At 71.1% G+C, this 22,200-nt stretch carries 22 protein-coding genes; 10 read left to right on the forward strand and 12 right to left on the reverse strand.

Translation table 11 applies throughout. The annotated features are described in order from the left end of the window. Nucleotides 1–63: 63 nt before the first annotated feature. On the reverse strand, nucleotides 64–1,290 hold the full coding sequence (locus tag ABZ260_RS21125) for a ribonuclease D (RefSeq protein WP_355565461.1): 1,227 nt from the start codon (nucleotides 1,288–1,290) through the stop codon (nucleotides 64–66). After that, nucleotides 1,287–1,883, reverse strand: a complete 597-nt coding sequence (locus ABZ260_RS21130) for a DUF3000 domain-containing protein (RefSeq protein WP_355620125.1) — start codon at nucleotides 1,881–1,883, stop codon at nucleotides 1,287–1,289. The genes ABZ260_RS21125 and ABZ260_RS21130 overlap by 4 nt, the downstream gene beginning before the upstream one ends. 138 nt (nucleotides 1,884–2,021) lie before the next feature. On the opposite strand from ABZ260_RS21130, the gene ABZ260_RS21135 reads away from it, so the two are divergent. Together ABZ260_RS21135 and hemE are read left to right on the forward strand one after the other, a co-directional pair. Further along, nucleotides 2,022–2,147: a hypothetical protein gene (locus ABZ260_RS21135; protein WP_350917080.1), complete on the forward strand. Its 126-nt coding sequence runs from the start codon at nucleotides 2,022–2,024 to the stop codon at nucleotides 2,145–2,147. A 420-nt stretch (nucleotides 2,148–2,567) separates the two neighbouring features. After that, nucleotides 2,568–3,605, forward strand: a complete 1,038-nt coding sequence (hemE, locus tag ABZ260_RS21140; protein ID WP_355620128.1) for a uroporphyrinogen decarboxylase — start codon at nucleotides 2,568–2,570, stop codon at nucleotides 3,603–3,605. Between the two features lie 44 nt (nucleotides 3,606–3,649). Here hemE and ABZ260_RS21145 read toward each other — a convergent pair whose 3' ends face one another. Next, nucleotides 3,650–4,681 carry a DUF4349 domain-containing protein gene (locus tag ABZ260_RS21145; RefSeq protein WP_355620131.1) on the reverse strand — a complete coding sequence of 344 codons (1,032 nt, stop codon included), beginning with the start codon at nucleotides 4,679–4,681 and terminating at the stop codon, nucleotides 3,650–3,652. A 147-nt stretch (nucleotides 4,682–4,828) separates the two neighbouring features. Between ABZ260_RS21145 and hemG the strand changes: the two genes are divergently transcribed. The 3 genes from hemG to ABZ260_RS21160 all read left to right on the forward strand — a co-directional run bounded on the left by hemG (nucleotide 4,829) and on the right by ABZ260_RS21160 (nucleotide 7,812). Beyond that, the gene (gene hemG / locus ABZ260_RS21150; protein WP_355620134.1) at nucleotides 4,829–6,271 is read left to right on the forward strand and encodes a protoporphyrinogen oxidase; all 1,443 of its coding nucleotides are present in this window, start codon (nucleotides 4,829–4,831) and stop codon (nucleotides 6,269–6,271) included. A 62-nt stretch (nucleotides 6,272–6,333) separates the two neighbouring features. Continuing rightward, entirely contained in the window at nucleotides 6,334–6,975 is a 642-nt protein-coding gene (gene hemQ, locus ABZ260_RS21155; RefSeq protein WP_355620169.1) for a hydrogen peroxide-dependent heme synthase, read from the forward strand. A 261-nt stretch (nucleotides 6,976–7,236) separates the two neighbouring features. Next, complete coding sequence (locus ABZ260_RS21160) at nucleotides 7,237–7,812, forward strand: hypothetical protein (protein WP_355620137.1); 576 nt, start codon at nucleotides 7,237–7,239, stop codon at nucleotides 7,810–7,812. Nucleotides 7,813–8,076: 264 nt separating this feature from the next. Here ABZ260_RS21160 and msrB read toward each other — a convergent pair whose 3' ends face one another. Next, nucleotides 8,077–8,478, reverse strand: a complete 402-nt coding sequence (gene msrB / locus ABZ260_RS21165) for a peptide-methionine (R)-S-oxide reductase MsrB (protein ID WP_343967498.1) — start codon at nucleotides 8,476–8,478, stop codon at nucleotides 8,077–8,079. A gap of 408 nt (nucleotides 8,479–8,886) precedes the next feature. Between msrB and ABZ260_RS21170 the strand changes: the two genes are divergently transcribed. Next, a complete protein-coding gene (locus ABZ260_RS21170) occupies nucleotides 8,887–9,375 on the forward strand; it encodes an NUDIX domain-containing protein (RefSeq protein WP_355620140.1) in 489 nt (162 codons plus the stop codon). 48 nt (nucleotides 9,376–9,423) lie between these two features. Here ABZ260_RS21170 and ABZ260_RS21175 read toward each other — a convergent pair whose 3' ends face one another. The 3 genes from ABZ260_RS21175 to ABZ260_RS21185 form a co-directional block, all read right to left on the reverse strand. Continuing rightward, nucleotides 9,424–10,863, reverse strand: coding sequence for an aldehyde dehydrogenase family protein (locus ABZ260_RS21175; protein ID WP_355620143.1), 1,440 nt, complete (start codon nucleotides 10,861–10,863; stop codon nucleotides 9,424–9,426). A gap of 82 nt (nucleotides 10,864–10,945) precedes the next feature. Beyond that, complete coding sequence (locus tag ABZ260_RS21180) at nucleotides 10,946–11,317, reverse strand: hypothetical protein (protein WP_355565492.1); 372 nt, start codon at nucleotides 11,315–11,317, stop codon at nucleotides 10,946–10,948. 66 nt (nucleotides 11,318–11,383) lie between these two features. Then, nucleotides 11,384–12,121 (reverse strand): pyrimidine reductase family protein, encoded by a 738-nt coding sequence (locus tag ABZ260_RS21185; protein WP_355620146.1) that lies wholly within the window; start codon nucleotides 12,119–12,121, stop codon nucleotides 11,384–11,386. A gap of 126 nt (nucleotides 12,122–12,247) precedes the next feature. Here ABZ260_RS21185 and ABZ260_RS21190 point away from each other — a divergent pair, with 126 nt between their 5' ends. Continuing rightward, complete coding sequence (locus tag ABZ260_RS21190) at nucleotides 12,248–12,652, forward strand: hypothetical protein (protein ID WP_355565498.1); 405 nt, start codon at nucleotides 12,248–12,250, stop codon at nucleotides 12,650–12,652. Between the two features lie 19 nt (nucleotides 12,653–12,671). Here the strand turns inward: ABZ260_RS21190 and glgX are convergent, their stop codons facing one another. The 4 genes from glgX to ABZ260_RS21210 form a co-directional block, all read right to left on the reverse strand. Next, nucleotides 12,672–14,792, reverse strand: coding sequence for a glycogen debranching protein GlgX (glgX, locus tag ABZ260_RS21195; protein WP_355620149.1), 2,121 nt, complete (start codon nucleotides 14,790–14,792; stop codon nucleotides 12,672–12,674). Nucleotides 14,793–15,059: 267 nt separating this feature from the next. Next, the gene (locus ABZ260_RS21200) at nucleotides 15,060–15,488 is read right to left on the reverse strand and encodes an OsmC family protein (RefSeq protein WP_343967483.1); all 429 of its coding nucleotides are present in this window, start codon (nucleotides 15,486–15,488) and stop codon (nucleotides 15,060–15,062) included. A gap of 101 nt (nucleotides 15,489–15,589) precedes the next feature. Next, complete coding sequence (locus tag ABZ260_RS21205) at nucleotides 15,590–17,209, reverse strand: isovaleryl-CoA dehydrogenase (protein ID WP_355620152.1); 1,620 nt, start codon at nucleotides 17,207–17,209, stop codon at nucleotides 15,590–15,592. Nucleotides 17,210–17,412: 203 nt separating this feature from the next. Next, entirely contained in the window at nucleotides 17,413–18,861 is a 1,449-nt protein-coding gene (locus ABZ260_RS21210; protein WP_355620155.1) for an ankyrin repeat domain-containing protein, read from the reverse strand. Nucleotides 18,862–19,061: 200 nt separating this feature from the next. Here ABZ260_RS21210 and ABZ260_RS21215 point away from each other — a divergent pair, with 200 nt between their 5' ends. From ABZ260_RS21215 to ABZ260_RS21225, 3 genes are all read left to right on the forward strand, one after another. Further along, nucleotides 19,062–19,805, forward strand: a complete 744-nt coding sequence (locus ABZ260_RS21215) for a DUF1707 domain-containing protein (RefSeq protein WP_355620157.1) — start codon at nucleotides 19,062–19,064, stop codon at nucleotides 19,803–19,805. Nucleotides 19,806–20,052: 247 nt separating this feature from the next. Beyond that, nucleotides 20,053–20,547, forward strand: coding sequence for a SigE family RNA polymerase sigma factor (locus ABZ260_RS21220; protein ID WP_355620160.1), 495 nt, complete (start codon nucleotides 20,053–20,055; stop codon nucleotides 20,545–20,547). A gap of 1 nt (nucleotide 20,548) precedes the next feature. Then, entirely contained in the window at nucleotides 20,549–21,361 is an 813-nt protein-coding gene (locus ABZ260_RS21225; protein WP_355620163.1) for a hypothetical protein, read from the forward strand. 77 nt (nucleotides 21,362–21,438) lie between these two features. Here ABZ260_RS21225 and ABZ260_RS21230 read toward each other — a convergent pair whose 3' ends face one another. Next, nucleotides 21,439–22,149, reverse strand: coding sequence for a sirohydrochlorin chelatase (locus tag ABZ260_RS21230; protein WP_355620166.1), 711 nt, complete (start codon nucleotides 22,147–22,149; stop codon nucleotides 21,439–21,441). Between the last annotated feature and the right edge of the window lie 51 nt (nucleotides 22,150–22,200).

Here is a 22,200-nt window from a genome sequence, read left to right on the forward strand (position 1 = left end):
GGCCCCGCACAGGGGATGACGTCGTTCCAATGATCTACTTTGTAAAGGGCATCGGCCGGTTCATCAGGCCTGGCCCTTGAGCTCCAGGCGGATCAGAGCCTTGGCGATCGGATGGGCGGTCAGCCCGATCTGCCACTCACGGGCGCCCAGCTCGCGCAGCCGGGCGGTGACGGTCTCGTCGTCGATGACGGCCGGCGGTTCCCAGGTCAGGCGGCGCACGGCGTCGGGCTGAATCAGGTTCTCCGCGGGCATGTGGTGCTCGTCGGCGAGCGCGGCGACCACGGTCCTGGCCGCGGCCAGCCGCCGGGCGGCCACCGGATCGCGGTCCATCCATCGGTTGGCCGGTGGGGGCCCGTCGCCGGGGGTGCTGGGCTGCGGCAACTCCGAGTCGGGCAGCGAGCGGGCGGTGCCGATCGCGGCCAGCCAGTCGCGCAGGTGCCGCCGGGCACTGCGGCCGGTGAAGGGAGGGATCTCGGTGAGCGCCTTGGTGGTGCGGGGCAGTTCCAGGGCGGCGGTGACGATCGCCGAGTCGGGCAGGACACGGCCGGGGGCGACGTCGGACTCGCGGGCGAGCCCGTCGCGGAGCGTCCACAGCTCCCGTACCACCGCCAGCCCGCGCAGCGAGCGGACCTTGTGGATTCCGGAGGTGCGCCGCCACGGGTCGGAGCGCGGGGCGGGCGCCTTGTGCGCGAGCACGGAGGCGAACTCCTCCTGCGCCCACGCCAGCTTGCCGCTGGACTTCAGCTCCTCGTGCAGGACGTCGCGGAGCTCGATCAGGACCTCGACGTCGAGCGCGGCGTAGCGCAGCCAGTCCTCGGGGAGCGGGCGGGTCGACCAGTCGGCGGCCGAGTGCCCCTTCTCCAGCCTGAAACCGAGGACGTTCTCCACCATCAGCCCAAGACCGACCCGCTCGTAGCCGAGCAGCCGGCCGGCCAGCTCGGTGTCGAACAGTTCTCGCGGGTGGAAGCCCACCTCCGCGAGGCACGGCAGGTCCTGGGAGGCGGCGTGGAGCACCACCTCCGCGTCGGCCAGCGCCGCGTCGAGCTCGGACAGGTCGGGGCAGCGGATGGGATCGATCAGGGCGCTGCCCGCGCCGGCGCGGCGCAGCTGTACCAGGTAGGCGCGGCCGCTGTAGCGGTAGCCCGAGGCGCGTTCGGCGTCGACGGCGACGGGGCCGGTGCCCTCGGCGAAGGCGCGCACCACGCGCGCGAGGGAGGCGGAGTCCTCGATGACGGGTGGGATTCCCTCACGAGGCTCCAGCAGTGGAATTACGGTCGTCTCATCGGTCACGTTCTGAAGGGCTCCGGATCCTCGCGACGGCGCGGCGGCAGCGCCGCCACGTCGGGTGGCAGGGGTGGTATGCCCGCGGCAAGGCACATCAGATCGCACCAGGCGGCGACATGGCCGGAGAGGTCTTCCTGCAGCGGTGACCAGGACGCACGCAGTTCCAGCTCGGTGGTCACCGGGTCTTCGGCCTTGTTGCCGAAGCCCTCGGAGACCGCTCTGGTGACGGTGCCTCCGGCGGCGGCGTAGCCGGCGCCGTGCGCGTCGAGTGACTCGGTGAGCCAGCTCCACGCGACGGGGCCGAGCAGCGGGTCTTCGGTGATCTCCGGCTCCATGTCGGCCCGCACGTAGGCGACGAGCCGGAACTGGCCGTCCCAGCCGCGCTGGCCGTCCGGGTCGAAGAGCACGATGAGGCGGCCGACCGCGAGCTCGTCGTCGTCGCGGTACACCGACGCGCCGATCGCGGCCGAGTAGGGGGCCAGGCGCTGCGGCGCCGGAATGTCCTCCAGCTCGATCTCGGGTCTGACCTCCGCGGGGCGCATGCTCGCCACCGCGCGCCTGAAGGCGGCGGGAGCGGGCGGCGCGTCACCGACGGTCATATCGGAAGCGTAGGTCGAAACTGATCGCATGGGGACCACTGGGATATGTGTAGGAGCCATTGGAACCGATCAAGACGCTGCCGACGGCCTGTGGAGGGCGGGGGTGACCTCGCCGTGGGAGACTTCGGGGAGGAACGTGTGACCGCGCTCGGCGCCGGTCCGTTCCGGGCGTTCAGGCCGACCGTGATCGACGGGGCGGGATTGTCGTTCGGGAATCCGCACGCGGGCGCAGGAGGCACGGTGCTCACCGCGACGTTCGGGTGAACTCCACATGGTGGACATCGCACGGGCCTTTCGTCGGGTCGTGGTCCGACGTTGGCACGTCGCGCCGACATTTCCGCGCAGCGTGCTCGGCGTGTCCCCAAAGTGGTGCAGGAATCGATGCCGCGCGGTGACTTGGCGAACATTTGGACCAGCCGGGGGCCGGTCCAGGATCACCGATGGGAGGAACTGTACCCGGAAACATGATCGCTTCGTGCCGTGCGGCGCCATCCGGCTGGTGTCAACATCGGATTTCAGTGGACGAAGCTCTCGAAACCGGTAAGACAGTATCGTTGTCATCACTTGACGGCGCCAGGGTGGTGTGAGGTGCAATCTCATTGAATAACTGGTGATTTCGGGCTGATCTCGCCGGTCAGCGACCGTGGTGAGCCGACCGGTCACCGGGCATGGCACCCTGGTGGGGTGACTTCCGAGCCCGCCGACTCCGCTTTCCTGCGCGCCTGCCGCCGCCGGCCCGTATCCCACACACCGGTGTGGTTCATGCGCCAGGCAGGTCGCTCGCTGCCCGAGTACCGGGCGCTCCGCGAGGGGGTGCCGATGCTCACGGCCTGCGCCACCCCCGACCTGGTCGTGGAGATCACGATGCAGCCGGTCCGCCGCTACGGCGTGGACGCGGCCATCCTCTTCAGTGACATCGTCGTCCCGCTCAGGGCGATCGGCGTCGACCTCGACATCAAGCCCGGCATCGGCCCGGTGGTGGCCGCGCCGATCAGGGATGCCAGGGCGGCCAAGGCGCTGCGCCCGATCGAGCCGGACGACGTCTCCTACATCACCGAGGCGGTCCAGGCGCTGACGAAGGAGCTGGGCGCGACCCCGCTCATCGGTTTCGCAGGAGCCCCCTTCACCCTGGCCTCCTACCTCATCGAGGGCGGCCCTTCCAAGAACCACGACCACACCAAGGCCATGATGTACGGCGAGCCGGGCCTCTGGCACGCCCTCATGGATCGGCTGACCGAGATCACCCTGGGGTTCCTGCGCGTGCAGCTCGCCGCGGGAGCCTCCGCCGTTCAGCTCTTCGACTCCTGGGTCGGCGCGGTGTCGCCCGACGACTACCGCGAGTTCGTCCTCCCCTACACCAGCCGGATCTTTGACGGCCTGGCCGGTCTGGACGTGCCGCGGATCCACTTCGGCGTCGGCACCGGAGAGCTGCTCGGCCTGCTCGGTGAGGCGGGGGCCGACGTGGTGGGCGTCGACTGGCGAGTCCCGCTCGACGAGGCCGCCCGGAGGGTCGGCCCGGGCAAGGCGCTGCAGGGCAACCTGGACCCGGCGATCCTGCTCGCCCCGTGGGAGGTCGTGAAGCGCCGCGCGGGCGACATTCTCACCCGCGCGGCCAAGGCCGAGGGACACGTGTTCAACCTGGGGCACGGCGTGTTGCCCAACACCGACCCCGACCAGCTGGCCCGCCTCACCGACTTCGTCCACGAGGCCTCCGCCCGCTGACCGTCCCCGGTGCCGGCACCGGCACCGGCACCACTCGCCCGGGACTAGGGGCGCTCGTACGGCACCGGCCCGTCCGCTCCCTCGGGTTCGTCGTCTCCCCGAGGATCACTCGCGGGGAGAGGCTCCTCGTCGGGATCGGGCTCCGGGTCCTCGGAGCCCGCGGCGAGTGGCCGCTCCCCGTTCCTCCTGCGGCGGAGCAGGAAGGCGGTCAGCAGCCAGGCCGGGACGATCACGATCAGCCAGGGAAGCAGCACGCCCAGGAGCGTCAGGCCGTGCTTGACGGCGACGACGAAAGCCTTCCAGCCCGTCCGCAGGCCGCCGAGGAAGCCGGCGGGCTCGTCGTCCTCCTTCTTCTGCACCACGGCCGCCGGGCCGACCAGGTTCAGCGTCAGCGTCGCCGCACTGGTCTGCGAGGCGAGGGTCTTCTGCCTGGCCTGCAGGGACTCCAGCTCGCTCTCGCGGTTGGAGACCTCCCGCTCCACCTTGAGCACCTCACCGATGGTGTTGGCCCGCTTCAGCAGCGTGCGCAGGGAGTCGAGCGCGGCCTTGGCCGACTTCAGGCGGCTCTCCACGTCGGCCACCTGCTCGGTGACGTCCTCGGTGTTCTGCCGGAGCGACTCGCGCGTGCCCAGCTCCTTGCCCAGGCGGTCGAGCGTGCCCGGATAGTTTCCCGGCGGGATCTTGAAGACCAGCGTCGCGGAGCCCTCGCCGTCGGAGTGGGCGTCGGAGTTCTCCATGGCCAGGTAGCCGCCCGCGGTGGTGACGATCTGCCGTGCCCGGTCGGCCGCCGCGGTGACCTCCTTCGCCCTGATCGTCATCTCCGCGGTGTAGACGATCGCCCGGTCCTGCGGGACGATCTTCACCTGGCCGGCCTGCGGGGAGCCGCCGCCCTCGGCCTTCGCCGCGCTCTGCGGAACCGCCTCGTCGGCCTGGCTGCTCGCCTGCATGTCGGCCGCGGGTGCCGCCGCTCCTTCGTAGGACGTGGACTGCAAAGAACCCCCGCCGCAGGCGGACACCAACAGCGTCAGGCCCGTCAAGAAGACCGCCAGGCGCGGGCCGTACCGGAATCTGCTCATGAATCTCATGACGGCGGGTGCGGTGGCGGAGTTCGGTGCGGGGCAGTCACGATGGCGTCACGTTCTGCGCGCCGTCGGGTCACGGGGAGGGTGGGGCGCCGAGGTGGGAGACGGGACCGCAGGGGTGGACCGGTACGGTCAGGAGTCATGGAAGGCAACCGGAGGCATGTGGTGGTCGTCGGCGGCGGGATCGCCGGACTGGCCGCCGCGTGGCATCTGCGTCAGGGCGGCGAGAACCTACGGGTGACCGTCCTCGAAGGCGCCCCGCGGGTCGGGGGCAAGTTGCACGCCACCGAGGTGGCGGGCGTCGCGATGGACGCGGGGGCCGAGGCGATGCTCGCCCGGCGGCCCGAGGGCAAGGAACTGGCCAGGATGGTCGGGCTGGGCGAGGAGTTGCGGCTCCCCGGCACCACCCAGGCGGCCATCCTGACCCGGGGCGCGCTGCGGCCCATGCCCAAGGGGCACGTCATGGGCGTGCCGTCCGACCCTCTCGCGCTGGCGAGGTCGGGGATCCTTTCCCCCGGGGGGCTGGCCAGAGTGGCGCTGGACCGGATCCTCCCGGCGACGCGGGTCACCACCGACGTGTCGGTGGCGGCCTACATCCGGGCCAGGATGGGCGGCGAGGTGGTCGATAGGCTCGTCGAGCCGCTGCTCGGCGGTGTCTACGCGGGCAGGACCGAGCGGCTCTCGCTGGACGCGACCATGCCGGGGATCGCCATCGCGGCCAGGACCGAGCGGTCGCTGCTCGCCGCGGCCGGGGAGATCGCCGCGGACGCCCCGAAGGACGCGGGGCCGGTCTTCACCACCCTGAGCCGGGGGATGGGCAGCCTCCCCGAGGCCGTCGCCGCCGCCTCCGGGGCCGAGATCAGGACCGGCGTCATGGTCAGGGAGCTGCGGCGGACCGAGGGCGGCTGGAAGCTGGTGGCCGGACCCACCAGGGAGCCGGAGACGATCGAGGCCGACGCGGTGATCATCGCCGTTCCCGCTCCGGCGGCGAGCCGGCTGCTCACGGAGGAGGTGCCCCAGGCCGCCGCGGAGCTGGCCAGGATCGAGTACGCCAGCATGGCCGTCGTCACCCTCGCCTACCCGCGGGAGGCGTTTCCCCGGCCGCCGTCCGGCAGCGGTTACCTGGTTCCGGCCGTCGACGGGCGCCCGATCAAGGCCGCCACGTTCAGTTCGGTCAAGTGGCCGCACCTGGCGGAGACCGATCCCAACCTGGTCCTGCTGCGCTGCTCGATCGGCAGGCTCGGCGAGGAGGCGGTGCTCCAGCGCGACGACGCGGAACTGGTCGCGCTGGCGATGGCCGAGATGGTCGAGGTCATGGGCGTGCGCGGGCTGCCCCGCGACTCGCGGGTGACCCGCTGGGGCGGTGCCCTGCCACAGTACGAGGTGGGTCACCTCGACCGGGTGGCGCGCATCCGGGCGGCCGCCGCCGTTTCGCCGGGGCTGGCGCTGTGCGGCGCCGCCTACGACGGCCTTGGCATCCCCGCCTGTGTCTCCACGGCCCGCACCGCGGCAGCCCGGATTCTCGACCACCTGGACCCCACGGGAGAATGGCAGGACAGAACCGATTTGCTGACGAAGGGGTGAGGACGACGGACGGGAACCCGCGGCCCAAGGCACGAGACCTGAACCAGGTGATCCGCTACACGATGTGGTCGGTCTTCAAACTGAGCGAGCGCTGCCCGGGGCACCGTGAGGGCATGGCCGCCGAGGTCGAGGAGCTCTTGGCCCAGATGGAGCGCAAGGACGTGGTCACCCGCGGCCTGTACGACGTGGCGGGCTTCCGCGCCGACGCCGACTTCATGTTCTGGTGGCACGCTCCGACCTCCGAGGACCTGCAGGAGACCTACTCCCGCTTCCGCCGTACCGGCCTGGGGCGGCTGTCCGAGCCGGTCTGGTCGGCCATGGCGCTGCACCGTCCGGCCGAGTTCAACAAGTCGCACATCCCGGCCTTCCTGGCCGAGGAGGAGCCTCGTGCGTACGTGAGCGTCTACCCGTTCGTGCGCTCCCTGGAGTGGTACCTGCTGGACGACGCGGACCGCCGCCGGATGCTCGCCGAGCACGGCAAGATGGCTCGCGACTACCCGGACGTGCGTGCCAACACGGTGGCGTGCTTCTCGCTGAACGACTACGAGTGGATGCTGGCGTTCGAGGCCGACGAACTGCACCGCATCGTCGACCTGATGCGCACCCTGCGCGGTGCGGAGGCGCGGCGGCACACCCGAGTGGAGATCCCCTTCTACACCGGTGTCCGCAAGCCGCCCAGCGAGCTGATCGCCGCGCTGCCGTAGCCTCCGGGGGCCCGTCGCCGCGGAGTCCGGTCGGCGGCGGGACTCCTGCTCCGTGAGATGAAGGGCGTGTCTCCTGTGGCGGCCCGCCGAAAATAATCCCGCGTAGGTCTCTTTGCCATCCCTTGCCTTTGTCATACTCGTGGAAAATCACCTGTCTATGTGAGGCCAAGGGTGAAAAGGGGCGAAGGTCTGGCACGGTCCAGGCGGCGTACTCGGGGACGTCGGAGAAAGAAGTCTCGCTCACGGCTCCTTGAGGTCTCGGTGGGCGCCGCCGCGCTGGTGGTGGGGGCGTTCGCGGTGAGCGGGGTGTGGTCTTCCGGGGAGACGGCTCCGGGGGGCGAGGCGGCTCGGGTGCCGGCCTCCGGCGGTCCGCCCGCCGCGGCGCCGCAGGGGGACCCCGTGGCGGGCGCGGTGGTGGCCGCCGAGCTGGACGGGAAGAGCAAGGGGGGCGCCGACCAGGACGCGAAGTCCGCCAAGGCGGAGAAGAAGCGCCAGAAGGACAGTGAGGCCGAGGCGTCGGGGCCTTCCAAGCATACCGACAAGAAGGCGTTGGCCTACTTCGAGAGCCGCAAGGTGGCCAAGCGGGTCAGGGATATCCGAATGGTCGGTGGCTATCTACGGATATATACGGACCTGCCGGAATCGGCGGACAACTCGAAGCAGGCGATCAAGCTGTGCGAGGCGGGCGTCGACTATCTCGTCGGAGAGCTCGGCATGCCCAGCCCCGTGGTCTTCGTCCAGGCCGAGTTCGGAGAGAACGGCAACCCGGTCCTGGCCAACGTCCTCGGCCCTGACGACCCCGACTGCCGCGTCACCTACCCCAAGCCGAAGCGCTAGTCCGCGCGGTGCTCGGGCCGGGTCACCCGGACCCTGGTCCTGCCGCAGATCGAACAGCGCTGGGTGATCACCCGGCCGATGGTCTCAACGATCTCCCACTTGTGGCGGAGATGCACGGGGGCTCCTTGGGCAGACACGCTACGGAGATCTGTGAATACTTTGCGTGAGGTCGCTCTGCCCCTTCCTGCGCCTCACTAACCTCCGGGATGGACCGATCTGGCTGTCTCCGCGCGCCGCGGACCGGCCGGATCGCGACGCGGTGGCCTACTCGGCGGGCTCCAGCCTCAGCGAGACGGAGTTGATGCAGTAGCGGTCGTCGGTGGGCGTGCCGTAGCCCTCGCCGTGGAACACGTGGCCGAGATGTGAGTCGCAGGTCGCGCACCGGACCTCGACGCGGACCATGCCCATCGAGCGGTCCTCGATCAGCGTCACCGCGTCGGACTTCGACGGCTCGTAGAAGCTCGGCCAGCCGCAGTGGCTGTCGAATTTGGTGTCGGACCGGAACAGCTCGGTGCCGCAGGCCCGGCAGCTGTAGACGCCCACGGTCTTGGTGTCGACGTACTCCCCGGTGAAGGGGCGCTCTGTCCCGGCCTGGCGAAGCACGCGGAACTCCTCGGGAGAGAGCTGGACGCGCCATTCGGCGTCGCTCTTTACCACCTTGTCCATCACATCAGCCTATGCGGTCGCCGTGGCGTGTGGAGGGGCGAGGCCCGGGGTTGCCCCGTTCGGAAAAATCTTGACGAGCGAAGCATCCTTTGATGACCGTTTTGGCGTCTTTAAAAGTGTGGAGGGTGGTTCACCTTCCCGTTGAGGGGTGAGATCACCTGCCCGGTCGCCCACGTTCCGCGGGCCGGCCGGAATGCCGCCGTCCGGGTGGCGCGCCAGCGCCTGGGCCCGGTGGGCATGAGGCAGGTGGTCATACGGTCCGCCCCGTCGAGTGCCCGGTCCCGCCGCCGTGGCGGCTCCGGGGCGGACCTGCCCTTCCGCCCGGCTTCCGGCTCGTTCTGTAGGGTTGCCTCCACGTGGCGAGCCGCCGCTCGCGATCCACCTCCGGCTCCTTTGGGACGAACTTCCTTGGTCGACCACAGTGACGATCCGCCCTCCGTCGACTCCCGCCCGGCTGGGCGCTCCTACATCGGGGTCAGCTGCAGCTTCGTCTGCCATGACGGCAAGGGCAGGGTCCTTTTGCACCTTCGGGGTCCCGGGGCGAGGGACAGCCGCGAGGTGTGGGACTCCGGCGCGGGAGAGCTCGCCTTCGGCGAGGACTTCGAGGCGTGCGTCCGGCGCGAGGTCTCCGAGGAGTTCGGCGCCACCGCCCTGGAACTGGTCCAGGTGGGCGTGGCCAACGTCCGGCGGACCTCGGGCGAGGTGGCGACGCACTGGGTGTCGGTGCAGTTCGCGGTGCTCATCGACCCTTCGGAGGTCACCCTGGCGGAGCCGGACCGGATCGGGAACCTGACCTGGTTCGGCGAGGGGGACGTCCCGGCAGAGCTCCACCCTGCCCTGCCGGGCCTGCTCGACCGGGTAACTCCCCACCTCGGCTGGTCGGCCGCACGCACCTGAACGACGGGCCCTGATCTTCAGGGCGGGCAGGGCGGCCCACGGCTCCGGTCAGATGTGGATGATCGCGGCCTTCTCCCTGGTGTACTCCAGCACGGCGTCGTGCCCGTACCCGGAGTCCTTGACGCCGCCGAACGGCAGCCCCGGGGGCATCTGGCGGAAGGTGTTGACCCAGACGGTGCCGCTCTGCAGGTCGCGGACGAACCTGTGGGCGCGGCCGAGGTCGCGGGTCCACACGCCGGCGGCGAGCCCGTAGGGGGAGTCGTTGGAGATCGCCAGAGCCTCCTGCTCGGTGTCGAAGGGGATGGCCACGGCCACCGGACCGAAGATCTCTTCCTGGCAGACGCGCAGCGCGTTGTCGGAGGTGGTGAACAGGGTGGGGGCCACCCAGTAGCCGCCGGGCATGGACGGGACCACGTCGGCCCCCGTCTGGCTGCCGAACACCAGCTCGGCGCCCTCCTTCTCGGCGATCTCCAGGTAGGAGGCGACCCGCTCGTACTGCCCGGCCGAGACGATCGGGCCCATCGTGGTGGCCATGTCGAGTGGGTCGCCCAGCCGGACGTGCGAGGCGATGGCGGTGATCCGCCCGATCATCTCGTCCCAGACCGGCCGGTGGATCAGGATGCGGGACCCGGCCACGCAGACCTGTCCGGCGTTGCCGGTGTAGACCGAGTTGACGGTCACCCCCTGAGCGGCGGCGTCCAGATCGGCGTCGGAGAACACGATGTTCGGTGACTTGCCGCCCAGCTCGAACGTCAGCGGTTTGAGGTGGTCGGCCGAGGCCCGGGTGATCGCCTGCCCGGTCTGGGTGGAGCCGGTGAGGCTGATCTTGTTGACCCCGCGATGCCTGACCAGCGGGTCGCCGACGTCCTCCCCGAGGCCGCTGACGATGTTGAGCACGCCGGGCGGGAGCACCTCGGCCAGCAGTTCGCCGAGGCGCAGCACCGAGGCGCAGGCCTGCTCGGCGGGCTTGACGATCACGGTGTTCCCCGCGGCCAGCGCGTAGGCCGCCTTGGCGGAGAACGTCGAGATGGGGGAGTTCCACGGGATGACGCAGAGCGCCACCCCGTACGGCTCGCGACGGGTGAGACCCAGGCTGTCCGGGCCGAGGATCACCGTCTCGCCCTTGACCGCGTCGAGCACCTGCCCGGCGGCGATCTGCCACAGGTGGGTCATACCGGGCAGGTCCTTCTTCAGCGTGTCCCGCAGGATGCGCCCGTTGTCCCTGGTCTCGATCCTGGCCAGTTCCTCGGCGTGCCGGGCGAAGACCTCCGACACCGCGCGCAGGAAGTGCGCCCGGCCGAGTGCGGGCATGGCGGACCAGGAGGGGAAGGCCGTGCGCGCCGCCGCGACGGCGGCCTCCGCGTCGGCCCTGCCGCTCGCCGGGACTCGGGCCCAGACCTCGCCGGTGGCGGGGTTGACGGAGTCCAGCGTGCGGCCGTCGGCCGCGGCCACCAGGCGGCCGCCGATCAGATTGCGGTACTCGTCCACTCATCACTCCCGCGTCAGCCGTACCGGAAACTTGCCCAAGCGTACGCTTGCTTGACGTGGAAGTGGAAGCGGGCGGCGGCGGTCAGCCCTGGCGCCGCCGCGCGAGGGCGAACGACAGGTTCACGCTGATGATGCCGACCCACACGAGCACCAGGATGAACGCGAGGATCGAGTCGCCCAGGCCGGAGAAGGCCAGCCCGATCGTCGCGGGTATCCCGGTCGCCAGGGAGACGATCGCCAGCGCCAGCCGCTGCCCGGCGTCCAGGGAGGGACGGACCGCGGGGCTCTCCTTGCGGGCGCGGTCGGCGAGCCGGTCGTCCACCCGCTTGTCGATCTCCCGGTCCATCTTCTCCAGGAAACCCTCGACAAGGGAGTCTTCGTATTCCGGTCCGAGGTCCCGGCGAGCCTCGAGCGAGGCGCGCAATTCGTCACCGGAGGAGGATGATCGTTCCATGGTCGAGATATATCGTTTCTCTAGAGGTATGTCCACATGAATCATGGAACGCCGGGACCTCCGGCGCTAGAGGGTTCCGGCCTTCTCGTCTCGCCGGACATACCGCGTGAAGAGAAACCCCTCGTCCTCCAGCACGTGGGCCAGGCGCAGGGGGGTGAGCGAGGGAGGGCCGTCGAAGGCACGGGCGGCGTCCCCGCCGATCAGCAGCGGGCTCACCGTGAGACAGAGCTCGTCGACCAGGTCCGCGGCGGCCAGCTGGGCGTTGGTCTTCGGGCCGCCCTCGCAGAGCACCCGGCTCAGGCCGCGCTCGCGGAGCGCCGCCATCGCCAGCACCGGATCCACCCGCTCGCCCCCGGCCACGATCACCTCGGCACGCCTGGCGGCCTCCTCGCGGCGCTCCTTGGGGGCGGCCCCGCAGGTGATGACGATGGTCCGGGCGTACGGTTCCGCCTCGGTGAACAGCGGGCCCGACAGGTCGAGGTCGAGCCCGCGAGTGATCACCGCCACCGGCGGGGCGGCCGGGCGGCCCTCGCGCAGCCCCTGCCACGACGGCCTGGGCCGTGCCGGGCCGTACCCCTCGGCCCGCACGGTCGCCGCACCGGCCACGACGACGTCGGCCAGCCCGCGCAACGTCCAGAAGACCTGGCGGTCGCCCCTGCCGGACAGCCCGCCCGACAGTCCCTTCAGCCAGGTACCGCCGTCGGCGCTGGCGACCATGTTGATCCGCAGGCAGGGGCCGGCCGGGTAGGCGTAGGCACGGACGAGGTCGACCTCGTCCGAGGTCTCGGGGTGAATAAGGCGCATTCTCCTACCTTCGCATGGAAACGACCTGTGAGTTCTCCCGGAGCGTTCGATACTGGATCTGAGGGCTGGGGTGACTCGGGGCGGCTCCCGGTACATGATTCGTTCCGGGAGACACGGGAGGGCTGTGTGGGGCTGGTCACGATCGTGACATGGTTGATCACCGCGATGGTCGGGATCTACCTGCTGTACCTGTGGCTCTCCGGGGGAGGGCTCCGCCAGCAGGCGACCAAGGTCACCCGCTTTCCCGCGCTGCTCATCTTCGCCCATCCGGCCCTGGCGGTGTCCGCCCTGGCCTGCTGGATCGTGTACGTACGCACCCTGGAGCCGGCCTTCGCCTGGCTGTCGTTCGGAGTCCTCGCGCTCTCCGCGCTGCTGGGCTTCACCATGTTCACCCGCTGGCTGGGCGGCGGACGCCACGCCCGCGGCGCCGAGCAGCGCTTCCCCATGGTCGCGGTCGTGCTGCACGGCGTGGCCGGCGTGGCGACGTTCGTGCTCGTCCTGCTCACCGCCGCGATCGCGTCAGGGGCCTGAAGGCCGCGAGCGGCCGGCCCTACGCCCGCTCGCAGTGCAGGATCTGCACCGAGCGGGCGGTCACCTCCACCGCGCTCTCGGCCGGCCAGGACTCCTGCGGAGGCGAGAGGAGCTCCGTCCCCTCGTCGGCGGTGTCCAGCACCCGCCGCCACCGCTTGCCGTACCTCGCCTCGGGGAGGGTGAAGATCATCTCCTCGTGGTGGGCGTTGATCAGGAGCAGGAACGAGTCGTCCGTGATCCGCTCGCCGCGGGTGCCCGGCTCGGTGATGGCGTCGCCGTTCAGGAAGACGGCCAGTGACTTGGCGTAGCCGGTGTGCCAGTCGCTCGCCGACATCTCCTCTCCCGACGGGGTGAGCCAGACGATGTCGCGGGTGCCGTCGTCGGCCTTGTGGCCGTGGAAGAAGCGGCGCCGCTGGAATACCGGGTGCTCGCGCCGCAGCTTGGAGAGGCTCCTGACGAAGTCGAGGAGGTCCGCCTCGCCGGAGGCCAGCGACCAGTCGATCCAGGAGATCTCGTTGTCCTGGCAGTAGGCGTTGTTGTTGCCGCCCTGGGTCCGGCCGAACTCGTCACCGGCCAGCAGCATCGGCACGCCCTGGGAGATGAACAGGGTGACCAGGAAGTTACGGCGCTGGCGCCTGCGCAGGCTCACGATCCCCGGGTCCTCCGTGGGGCCCTCGACCCCGCAGTTCCACGACCGGTTGTCGTCGGTGCCGTCGCGGTTGTTCTCCTTGTTGGCCTCGTTGTGCTTGCGGTCGTAGGAGACCAGGTCGGTCAGGGGGAACCCGTCGTGGCAGGTGACGAAGTTGATGGAGGCCACGGGGCGGCGCCCCGAGGTGGCGTAGAGGTCGGCGGAGCCGGTCAGCCGGGAGGCGAACTCGGGCAGCGCGGACCCGCTGCCGCGCCAGAAGTCGCGGACGCTGTCGCGGTACTTGCCGTTCCACTCCATCCAGAGCGGCGGGAAGTTGCCGACCTGGTAGCCGCCGGGCCCCACGTCCCACGGCTCGGCGATCAGTTTCACCTGGGAGATCACCGGATCCTGCTGGATCAGGTCGAAGAAGGCGCTCAGCCGGTCGACGTCGTGCAGCTCGCGGGCGAGGGCGGAGGCCAGGTCGAACCTGAAGCCGTCCACGTGCATCTCCAGGACCCAGTAGCGCAGCGAGTCCATGATCAGCTGGAGGGCGTGCGGCGAGCGGACGTTGAGGGAGTTCCCGCAGCCGGTGTAGTCGAGGTAGTAGCGCCGGTCGCCGTCGTGCAGGCGGTAGTACGCCCTGTTGTCGATGCCACGGAAGCTCAGCGTCGGCCCCATGTGGTCACCCTCGGCGGTGTGGTTGTAGACCACGTCGAGGATGACCTCGATCCCCGCCTCGTGCAGCGCCCGTACCATCGCCTTGAACTCCTGCACCTGCTCGCCGCGCTGGCCCGAGGCGGAGTAGGCGGCGTGCGGGGCCAGGTAGGCGATCGTGTTGTAGCCCCAGTAGTTGGTCAGGCCCCTGGCGACCATCGCGTGCTCGGGCACGTACTGGTGCACCGGCATCAGCTCCACCGCGGTGACACCCAGGCTCAGCAGGTGGTCGATGACCGCGGGGTGGCCCAGTCCCGCGTAGGTGCCGCGCTTTTCCGCGGGCACCGCGGGGTGGCGCATGGTGAGCCCGCGGACATGCGCCTCGTAGATCACGGTCTGGTGGTACGGGGTCCGGGGCGGCCTGTCGTTTCCCCACTCGAAGAACGGGTTGACCACCACGTTCTTCGGCATGAAGGGGGCGGTGTCGGTGTCGTTGCGGCTGCCGGGATCGGTGAACCGGTAGGAGAAGAGCGCCTCGTTCCACCTCAGGTCGCCCTCGACGGCCTTGGCGTAGGGATCGAGGAGCAGCTTGGAGGGGTTGCACCGGTCCCCCTGAGAGGGGTTGTAGGGACCGTGGACGCGGTAGCCGTACCGCTGTCCCGGCATGATCCCCGGGAGGTAGCCGTGCCAGACGAACCCGTCGACCTCGGTCAGCTCGACGCGTTCCTCGTGCCCGTCGTCGCCGAAAAGGCAGAGCTCGACGCGTTCGGCGGATTCGGAGAACAGGGAGAAGTTGGCGCCCACCCCGTCCCAGGTGCCGCCAAGCGGATAGGACTCTCCTGGCCAGACTTCACGCATGTGCCCCTATTCTCCTCTGGTCGGGCCCCCTTGTGCAGGGTGTTCTCGCCCTTGTCACCTTAAGGTGGCGTTGAGGAGATTTGTCCCAGTCTTTCGGCGCACCGTCCGTGACCCTCCGTGACCATGTGTGCCCTGTGGGGCACGCATGGTCACGGACGGTGCGGTGATCACCCCGGTGGTGACCGCCCGGTGAGCGGTTCAACCGTGATCAGCCCGATCGTGGCCGGTCGGTCGTGATCGGTCATGACCGTGGGCGGCCGGCCGTGATCAGCTCAGCAGCTCGGCGTTGAGGCTGATCGTCGTGCCCGCGAGGGCCTTGCTCACCGGGCAGTTCGCCTTGGCCTTCTCGGCCGCCTCCTGGAACTGCTCGGCGGTCAGGCCGTCGACCTGGGCGCGGACCGAGATGACGATCCCGGTGATGCCCTCACCCGGCTGGAAGGTCACGTCGGCCTTGGTCTCCACGGTCTGCGGCGGGGTGCCCGCCTGGGCCAGCCCGTGGGACAGGGCCATCGAGAAGCACGAGGAGTGCGCGGCCGCGATGAGCTCCTCCGGAGAGGTCTTGCCGTTCGCCTGCTCGGCGCGCGAGGGCCAGGACACATCGAACGTGCCCACCCCGGAGGAGTCGAGGGAGACGCTGCCCGCGCCCTCCATCAGCGAGCCCTTCCACTGGGTCGTCGCGGTACGTGTCGTCGCCATGGCGATCATCCTTTCGATCATGAAGAGTCAACCAGGACCGACCCTACTCGCCTCCCCGGAGCCAATGCCCGAACGGCCCCGCAACGCCCGCCGGGGACGGGTCAGTAGGAGGCGCGCTCGACGAGGACGTCCAGATCCAGGCCGGGGGGGAGCGTGCCGAAGGCGCGACCCGCGTCGCCGGACAGCCGGGAGACGCAGAAGGCGTCGGCGACGGCCGTCGGCGCCAGCCGCACGAGCAGCGACCCCTGCAGCACCAGGGCCATGTCCTCGGCGACACGCCGGGCGCGGGCCTCGATGTCCGTCGTGTCGTCCAGGGACTTACGCAGACGGTCGACGGCGGCGTCCAGGTGGCGGTCGGCGCCGGAGGCGAGCGAGACCTCGGCGAAGAACGCCTCCTGCGCCTCGGGCTCGCGGCCCAGGGCGCGCAGCACGTCCAGCGCCGCGACGTTCCCCGAGCCCTCCCAGATGCCGTTGAGCGGCGACTCGCGGAACAGCCGGGGCATCTGCGACTCCTCGACGTAGCCGTTGCCGCCCAGGCACTCCAGCGCCTCGGCCGCGTGCGCCGGAGCGCGCTTGCAGACCCAGTACTTGCTCACGGCCAGCGCGGTGCGGCGCAGCGCGGCCTCGGCCCGGTCCCCGGCGATGGCCCGGTCGGTGGCGCCGGCCAGCCGCGTCATCAGGACGGTCGCCGCCTCCGACTCCAGGGACAGGTCGGCCAGCACGTTGCGCATCAGCGGCTGGTCGGCGAGCTTCCTGCCGAACGCGGCGCGGTGCCTGGCGTGGTGGACCGCCCGCGTGACGCCGTACCGCATGCCGGCCGCGGAGCCGATCACGCAGTCCAGCCGGGTCATGTTGACCATCTCCAGGATGGTCCGCACGCCCCGGCCCTCCTCGCCCACCAGGTAGGCCGTCGCGCCGTGGTACTCCACCTCGGCGCTGGCGTTGGACCGGTTGCCCAGCTTCTCCTTCAGCCGCATCAGCTGGACGGCGTTGCGGGTGCCGTCCGGCAGGATCCGGGGGAGCAGGAAGCACGACAGCCCGCCGGGGGCCTGGGCGAGAACCAGGAACACGTCGCACATCGGGGCGGAGTTGAACCACTTGTGCCCGGTCAGCAGGTAGCTTCCATCGCTCAGCGGCTCGGCGCGGGTGGTGCCGGCCCGCACGTCGGAACCGCCCTGCTTCTCGGTCATCGCCATCCCGGCGAGCACGCCGCGCTTGCCCAGCGGCGGGCGCAGCCCGAAGTCGTAGCTCCGCGAGGCCAGCAGCGGCTCCCACTCGGCGGCGAGCACCGGGCTGTGGCGCAGCGCGGCGATCGACGCGTAGGTCATCGAGATCGGGCAGCCGTGCCCCGCCTCGACCTGGCTCCAGAGATAGAACTTGGCGGCGCGGGCCACGTGCGCGCCCGGCCTGGCGCTCGTCCACGGGGTGGCGTGCATGCCGTTGCCGACGGCGACGGTCATCAGCTCGTGCCAGGCGGGGTGGAACTCCACCTCGTCGATCCGCCGCCCGTACCTGTCGTGGGTGTGCAGCACGGGCGGATACTCGTTCGCCAGCCGTCCCCACTCCTGGGCCTGCTCGGAACCGGCGAGGAGGCCGAGCCTGCGCAGTTCCCCCGTGGCCCATCCCGCGCCCTCCCGGTCCACGCCGTCCATGAGGGCGGCGTCGGCGGACACGTCGTGCCCGGTGAGCGGATCTGCCTGGTTGAAGACGTCATGGGTCACGTGGGGCCTCCGGTGAACTCATCCGGCCCGTCGCCGGCTCCTGTACCTATCTCAACATCCCTCCGGAGGGTTGGTGCACTTAATTGTGGTGCTATGTCCGGCTTTCGCGTGGACTTGGAGGGGCGGTCTCCGGGAACGCCCCTCGCCGTACGCGTCCTCCGCCCCGGCACCGGCCGGGCGGAGTCGCGCGTACGGCTCGCGGTTCAGAGGTTCTTGACCAGGTCGCGGACGTAGTCGTCGTCCTCGTCGCTCTCGGCGAGCACGCGGTCGGCGCCCCGCTGGGCGCGGGCGTCCCCCCGGGTGGCCAGGCCGCGGGTGGCCTCGGCGACAGTGTTCAGATCCTCGTCGTCGAGCCTGGCGGCGAGCGCGTCGCGGATCGGCTCACTGTCCTGCGCCAGACCCGCCAGGCCCATGGTCGCCCAGTCGCGTACCTCCGCGTCGGGGTCCTCGGTCATCGAGATGAGCAGCGCGAGTCCCTCGGCGTGGCCGGCCGGCAGGACGGCGGCCAGCGCGGCGGGGTCGGCCTGGGTGCGGGTCCAGCCGTCGGAGGTGATGATCTCCAGCACCTCGGGCAGGGCACGCGGGTCGGCGTGGTGGCCGAGCGCGCCGAGCACCGAGCGCAGCACCCGCTCGTCGCCCTCGGTGGCCGCCATCCGCCGCAGGATCGGCAGCGTCTCCTCCAGGAAGGGCTTCTCGTCCTCGGTGAAGCCGAACTCGGCGAGCACGTCGACGGCGAACTCCCGCTTGCGCGGGTCCTCGCTCGCGCACAGCCGCGCCGCCGCGTCGAAGGTCTCGCCGTCGCCGCGCCGGCTCAGCGAGCTCGCCACGGTCCACCAGGTCTCGGCCTCCTCGTCGATGTCGCGGTAGGGCATCGCCCGCTCGACCATCTCGTCGAAGGGCAGTCGCTCGCCCGTCGCGTCCTCCAGCAGGGTCGCGACGGCCGCGTGCCCGCGCTGGCAGGTGAGCTCGGCCACGCGGGTCCCGTCCGGGCCCACCGCCGCGACGGTCACCAGGTCGGTGCCGTCCGTGGCCCGGCTGCGGCCCACGACGAACTGCGAGCCCTCGGGGGCCTGCTCGGTGACCTGCTCAAGGAGCGCGCTCTCCAGCTGGGTGCCGAGCCAGTCGTAGGCGATGGACAGCGGCGTGTCGCCGTCGCCGTCGGGCCGGTCGGCCTCGGCGCCGGCCTCCAGCAGCGCGCGCACGACACCCAGGGCGCCGCGCCGGGTGGCCAGGGTGAGCGCGGTGTCGCCGCCCTCATTGGCGTCCTCGGGGTCCGCCCCGGCCGCGAGCAGCGTACGGACGGCATCGGCCCGCCCGTTGGCGGCGGCCCAGAGCACGGCGGTCCACCCGTCGGCCTCCCGCCCGGACACGTCGGCCCCGGCGGCCAGCAGTGCCTCCACGGTCTCGACGCGGTCCCAGGCCGAGGCGGCGCACAGGGGCAGCCCCGCGTCCTGTCCGCCGCTGATCCGGTTGGGGTCGGCTCCGTGGGCCAGCAGTGCGCGCACGACGGCCACGCGCCCCGCGCTCGATGCCAGGTACAGGGCGGTGGGCTCTTCCGTGCCGCCGGGGTCGGCGCTCGTCCCGCTCTGCAGCAGCCGCTCGACCCGCTCGGCGTCGTTACCCGCCACCGCGTCCAGGAGTTCTCGGTACATGCCTACGGATCCTATTGCCTGCCTGGGAGAGGAGGCCGTACACCGGCCGCGACGCCCGACGCGGTGCCCCGCGCCGCCGTATGGTGGACGCGGTGCCCGGTGTGGGGGCGTCAGCAGGCCTGGCCTCCTTCTTCAGGCGCACCGCGCTTCCTACCTTCTGGGGATCCTCTATTCCGACAACTCGCGATATGTTGTGAGTCATGAATGATCCCGGGGAAATGCGGGTCTCGGACGCCGAGCGGGAGGCCGCCGTCGAATGGCTGCGGGTCGCCTCCGTCGAGGGACGGCTGACCCTCGGCGAGCTGACCGAGCGCACCGAGGCGGCCTACACCGCCCTCACCCAGGCCGAGCTGGCCGTGCTCACCGCGGACCTGCCAGGTGGCCACCCGGCGCCCGCCCCCGCCTATCCTCCGGCTGAGGCCGAGCGGGGCGGGGCGGCGCGACGCTGGTTCGTGGCGGTGATGGGCAGTTCCAAGCGGCGCGGCACATGGCGGATCGACAAACCGCTCGGTGCCGTCGCCGTGATGGGCGACGTCGTGCTGGACCTGCGCCAGGCCGAGGTCCGCACCGGGGTGGTCGACATCATGGCCACCGCGGTCATGGGCGACGTGAAGATCATCGTCCCGGACGGCGTGGACGTCGAGCTCGACGGCATCGCCATCATGGGGGACAAGAAGGTCCAGGTGATCGAGGCGCCCCCGGGCACGAACGTGCCGATCGTCCGGGTCAAGGCCTATGTCCTCATGGGGGACATCAAGGTGGTCGGAGACTCGCGGGCCAAGCCCCTCAAGAAGAAGTGGGCCGCCTGGCGGGAGCAGTGGGACCAGATGCGCGGCGAGCTGCCCGGTGAGGCACGCCCCCACCAGATCCACCCGCCCCCTCAGCCCTGGAGCTCAGCGCACCATCCCAGGCCCCCCAGGCCTCCCCGGCTGCCCGGCCACTGACGGCCGCCCCCTACCCGCGCGGTCTCTCACCTGCCCCGCGTTCACCTGCTACGTGTCGCCCGTGCCACTCCCGGGCTGGGCCCCTCTGGGCCCCTCTGGGCCGCGTGGCCGTGCGCTCGGCCGCCGCTGTCCCCGTCCGGGTTTTCTCCCCGCGCCCCCGGCGGGTGAGTCTCCGGACGCGTGCAACGTCTCGGGGCGCCCGGAGCGTAGTGCTCGGTGACATACACCGAGCAGGGAGGATCCCCCGATGCGAGACCGGGCCGACTTCGAGCGCTACGTGGAGCAGCGCTCGGCCCGCCTGCTGCGGACCGCCTACCTGCTGTGCCGCGACTGGGGCACGGCGGAGGACCTGCTGCAGACAGCCCTGGCCAAGGCGTGGCTCGCCTGGCGGAGAGTGGGCGACGATCCGGACCCCTACGTCTACCGCATCCTGGCCAACACCCATGCCAGCTGGTGGCGGCGCAGGTGGCGGGGGGAGGTGCCGAGCGCGGACCTCCCCGAGACACCGGACGAGGCCGCGGAGGACGCGGTGGCCGGCCGGGAGGCGGTCAGGCAGGTCCTGGCCGGGCTTCCCGGCAGGCAGCGGGCCGTGATCGTGCTGCGTTACTTCGCCGACCTGCCCGACCAGCAGATCGCCGAGATCCTCGGCTGCTCGGTGCCGACCGTGCGCAGCCAGGCCAGCCGGGCACTGCGCAAACTGCGGATCGATCCCGCGACCGCCGCGATCACCACGGGGAGCTGAGATGACGATCACCGAATTCGAACTGCGCGAGATCCTGACCGGAGACGGAGACGACGGCCACAGCGGGGGCGTCACCGTCGCCGACGTCCACCGGCGGGTCCGCGCGATCAGACGCCGTCGCCGGGGCGCGGCCGGTGCGGCGGCCGCGGCCGCCCTCACCGTCGCGGTGGCACTCAACGTGCCCCTGGGCGGCGGTACGGCGAGTGAGGCCGACGTCTGGACCGGCGTCATGGCCCAGCCGTCCGCCGGCACACCGACCACGTCACGGCCGTTGGGAGGGCCCTACCCGGGGCGCGAGGTCGTGACCCGCGGCTACAAGACCGGTGGGACACGTGAGCAACTCCGGCTCGGATCCCTGACCGGCCCGGCGACGGTGAACCTCCACTGCTCAGGACCGCTGCGGCGGGCGATCGTCTGGATCGATGACGGCCCTCCCAGAAGGCAGCTCTGCGGAACCGGTCCCGACGGATTCACCATGGAGATCTTCCAGGAGGACCGGAGCACCGGAGCGATCAAGGGCATGGAGATTCTGGAGGCAGGGGAGCGGGTCGTGTCCGCGGTCGTGTTGCCCGGCGAGATCGACAGCACGGGCAAGACGATCAACATGCTGCTCGAGGGGATGGACGACTACTTCGACGGTTGGGAGGCACAGCTCAGCGAAGCGAAACCCTTCCCGCTGAAGTGGTCGGTCAGCGTGCGGGAGATGATCTCCTCGACCTGCCAGGACAACGTGCGCCAGGTGGACCCGAGAACCGGGAAGGTGGTCCTGCTGCGCTGCGAGGGCGAGGCCACCGCACCCCCGAGCGTGCCCTGAGCCTCCTCGTGAGGTCCCCGAGCCCCCTCGTGGGTTCCTGAGCTGCGGAGCCGGGCACGGTGGGGTTACGGTGGGGTTCAGGCGGTGGCGAGCACCTGCTGCCGGTGCGCGGCCCGGTCGTAGCGTTCGAGCAGCACCGTCGCGAGCTCCGGGGCGGCGCCCAGCACGTCGGCGACGACGTCGGCGCCCGCGGCCAGCGTCTCGCGGCGGATCTTGTCGGCGAAGTGGCCCGGGGCCAGCAGGTAGGGGGCGATGACGACCCTGGCGGCCCCGGAGCGCCGCAGGCGCAGCACCGCCTCCTGCGGGGTGGGACCGGCGGCCGAGGCGTAGGCGGCGCTCACCGACCGCCAGCCGCGCCGTGCGGACCAGTCTCCGGCGACCTGGGCGATCGTCGCGTTGGCCCGCGGGTCGCTGGAGCCGGCCGAGACCAGCACCACGGCGGTGCCCGTCTCGCCGGGCTCCACCCCCGCCTCGGCCAGACGCCGCTCCAGCGCGGTGACCAGCAGCGAGTGCGGGCCCAGGGTGGCGCCCGCGTGCACGCGCAGCAGGGGCCGGCGGGCCGTCGCCTCGGCCAGCGCGCCGGGGATGTCGACCCGGCTGTGGTAGGCCTCGGTGAGCAGCAGCGGCAGCACCACCGCCTCGGCCAGTCCCGACAGCGCCGCAGGGAGCGTCGGGGCGGCGTGGTCGAGGTAGGCGGTGCGCACGAGGAGTTCCGGGCGCGCAATCCGTACCAGGTCGAGCAGGTCCTCCACGGTCGCGGCGGCGCGCGGGTCACGGGACCCGTGCACATACGAACCCGGACTCCCTGAAGGAAACGCTGGCCCGGCGGTTCGGCGAAC

The sequence above is a fragment of the Streptosporangium sp. NPDC006013 genome, from assembly GCF_040614275.1.
In the GTDB taxonomy this organism is placed as follows: Bacteria; Actinomycetota; Actinomycetes; order Streptosporangiales; family Streptosporangiaceae; genus Streptosporangium.

Coding starts and splice junctions, on each gene's coding strand:
- ABZ260_RS21130 (WP_355620125.1), bottom strand. CDS start 1,883: ATGACCGTCGGTGACGCGCCGCCCGCTCCCGCCGCCTTCAGGCGCGCG.
- ABZ260_RS21145 (WP_355620131.1), bottom strand. CDS start 4,681: ATGAGCAGATTCCGGTACGGCCCGCGCCTGGCGGTCTTCTTGACGGGC.
- hemG (WP_355620134.1), top strand. CDS start 4,829: ATGGAAGGCAACCGGAGGCATGTGGTGGTCGTCGGCGGCGGGATCGCC.
- hemQ (WP_355620169.1), top strand. CDS start 6,334: ATGTGGTCGGTCTTCAAACTGAGCGAGCGCTGCCCGGGGCACCGTGAG.
- msrB (WP_343967498.1), bottom strand. CDS start 8,478: ATGGACAAGGTGGTAAAGAGCGACGCCGAATGGCGCGTCCAGCTCTCT.
- ABZ260_RS21180 (WP_355565492.1), bottom strand. CDS start 11,317: ATGGAACGATCATCCTCCTCCGGTGACGAATTGCGCGCCTCGCTCGAG.
- ABZ260_RS21185 (WP_355620146.1), bottom strand. CDS start 12,121: ATGCGCCTTATTCACCCCGAGACCTCGGACGAGGTCGACCTCGTCCGT.
- glgX (WP_355620149.1), bottom strand. CDS start 14,792: ATGCGTGAAGTCTGGCCAGGAGAGTCCTATCCGCTTGGCGGCACCTGG.
- ABZ260_RS21200 (WP_343967483.1), bottom strand. CDS start 15,488: ATGGCGACGACACGTACCGCGACGACCCAGTGGAAGGGCTCGCTGATG.
- ABZ260_RS21210 (WP_355620155.1), bottom strand. CDS start 18,861: ATGTACCGAGAACTCCTGGACGCGGTGGCGGGTAACGACGCCGAGCGG.
- ABZ260_RS21215 (WP_355620157.1), top strand. CDS start 19,062: ATGAATGATCCCGGGGAAATGCGGGTCTCGGACGCCGAGCGGGAGGCC.
- ABZ260_RS21220 (WP_355620160.1), top strand. CDS start 20,053: ATGCGAGACCGGGCCGACTTCGAGCGCTACGTGGAGCAGCGCTCGGCC.
- ABZ260_RS21225 (WP_355620163.1), top strand. CDS start 20,549: ATGACGATCACCGAATTCGAACTGCGCGAGATCCTGACCGGAGACGGA.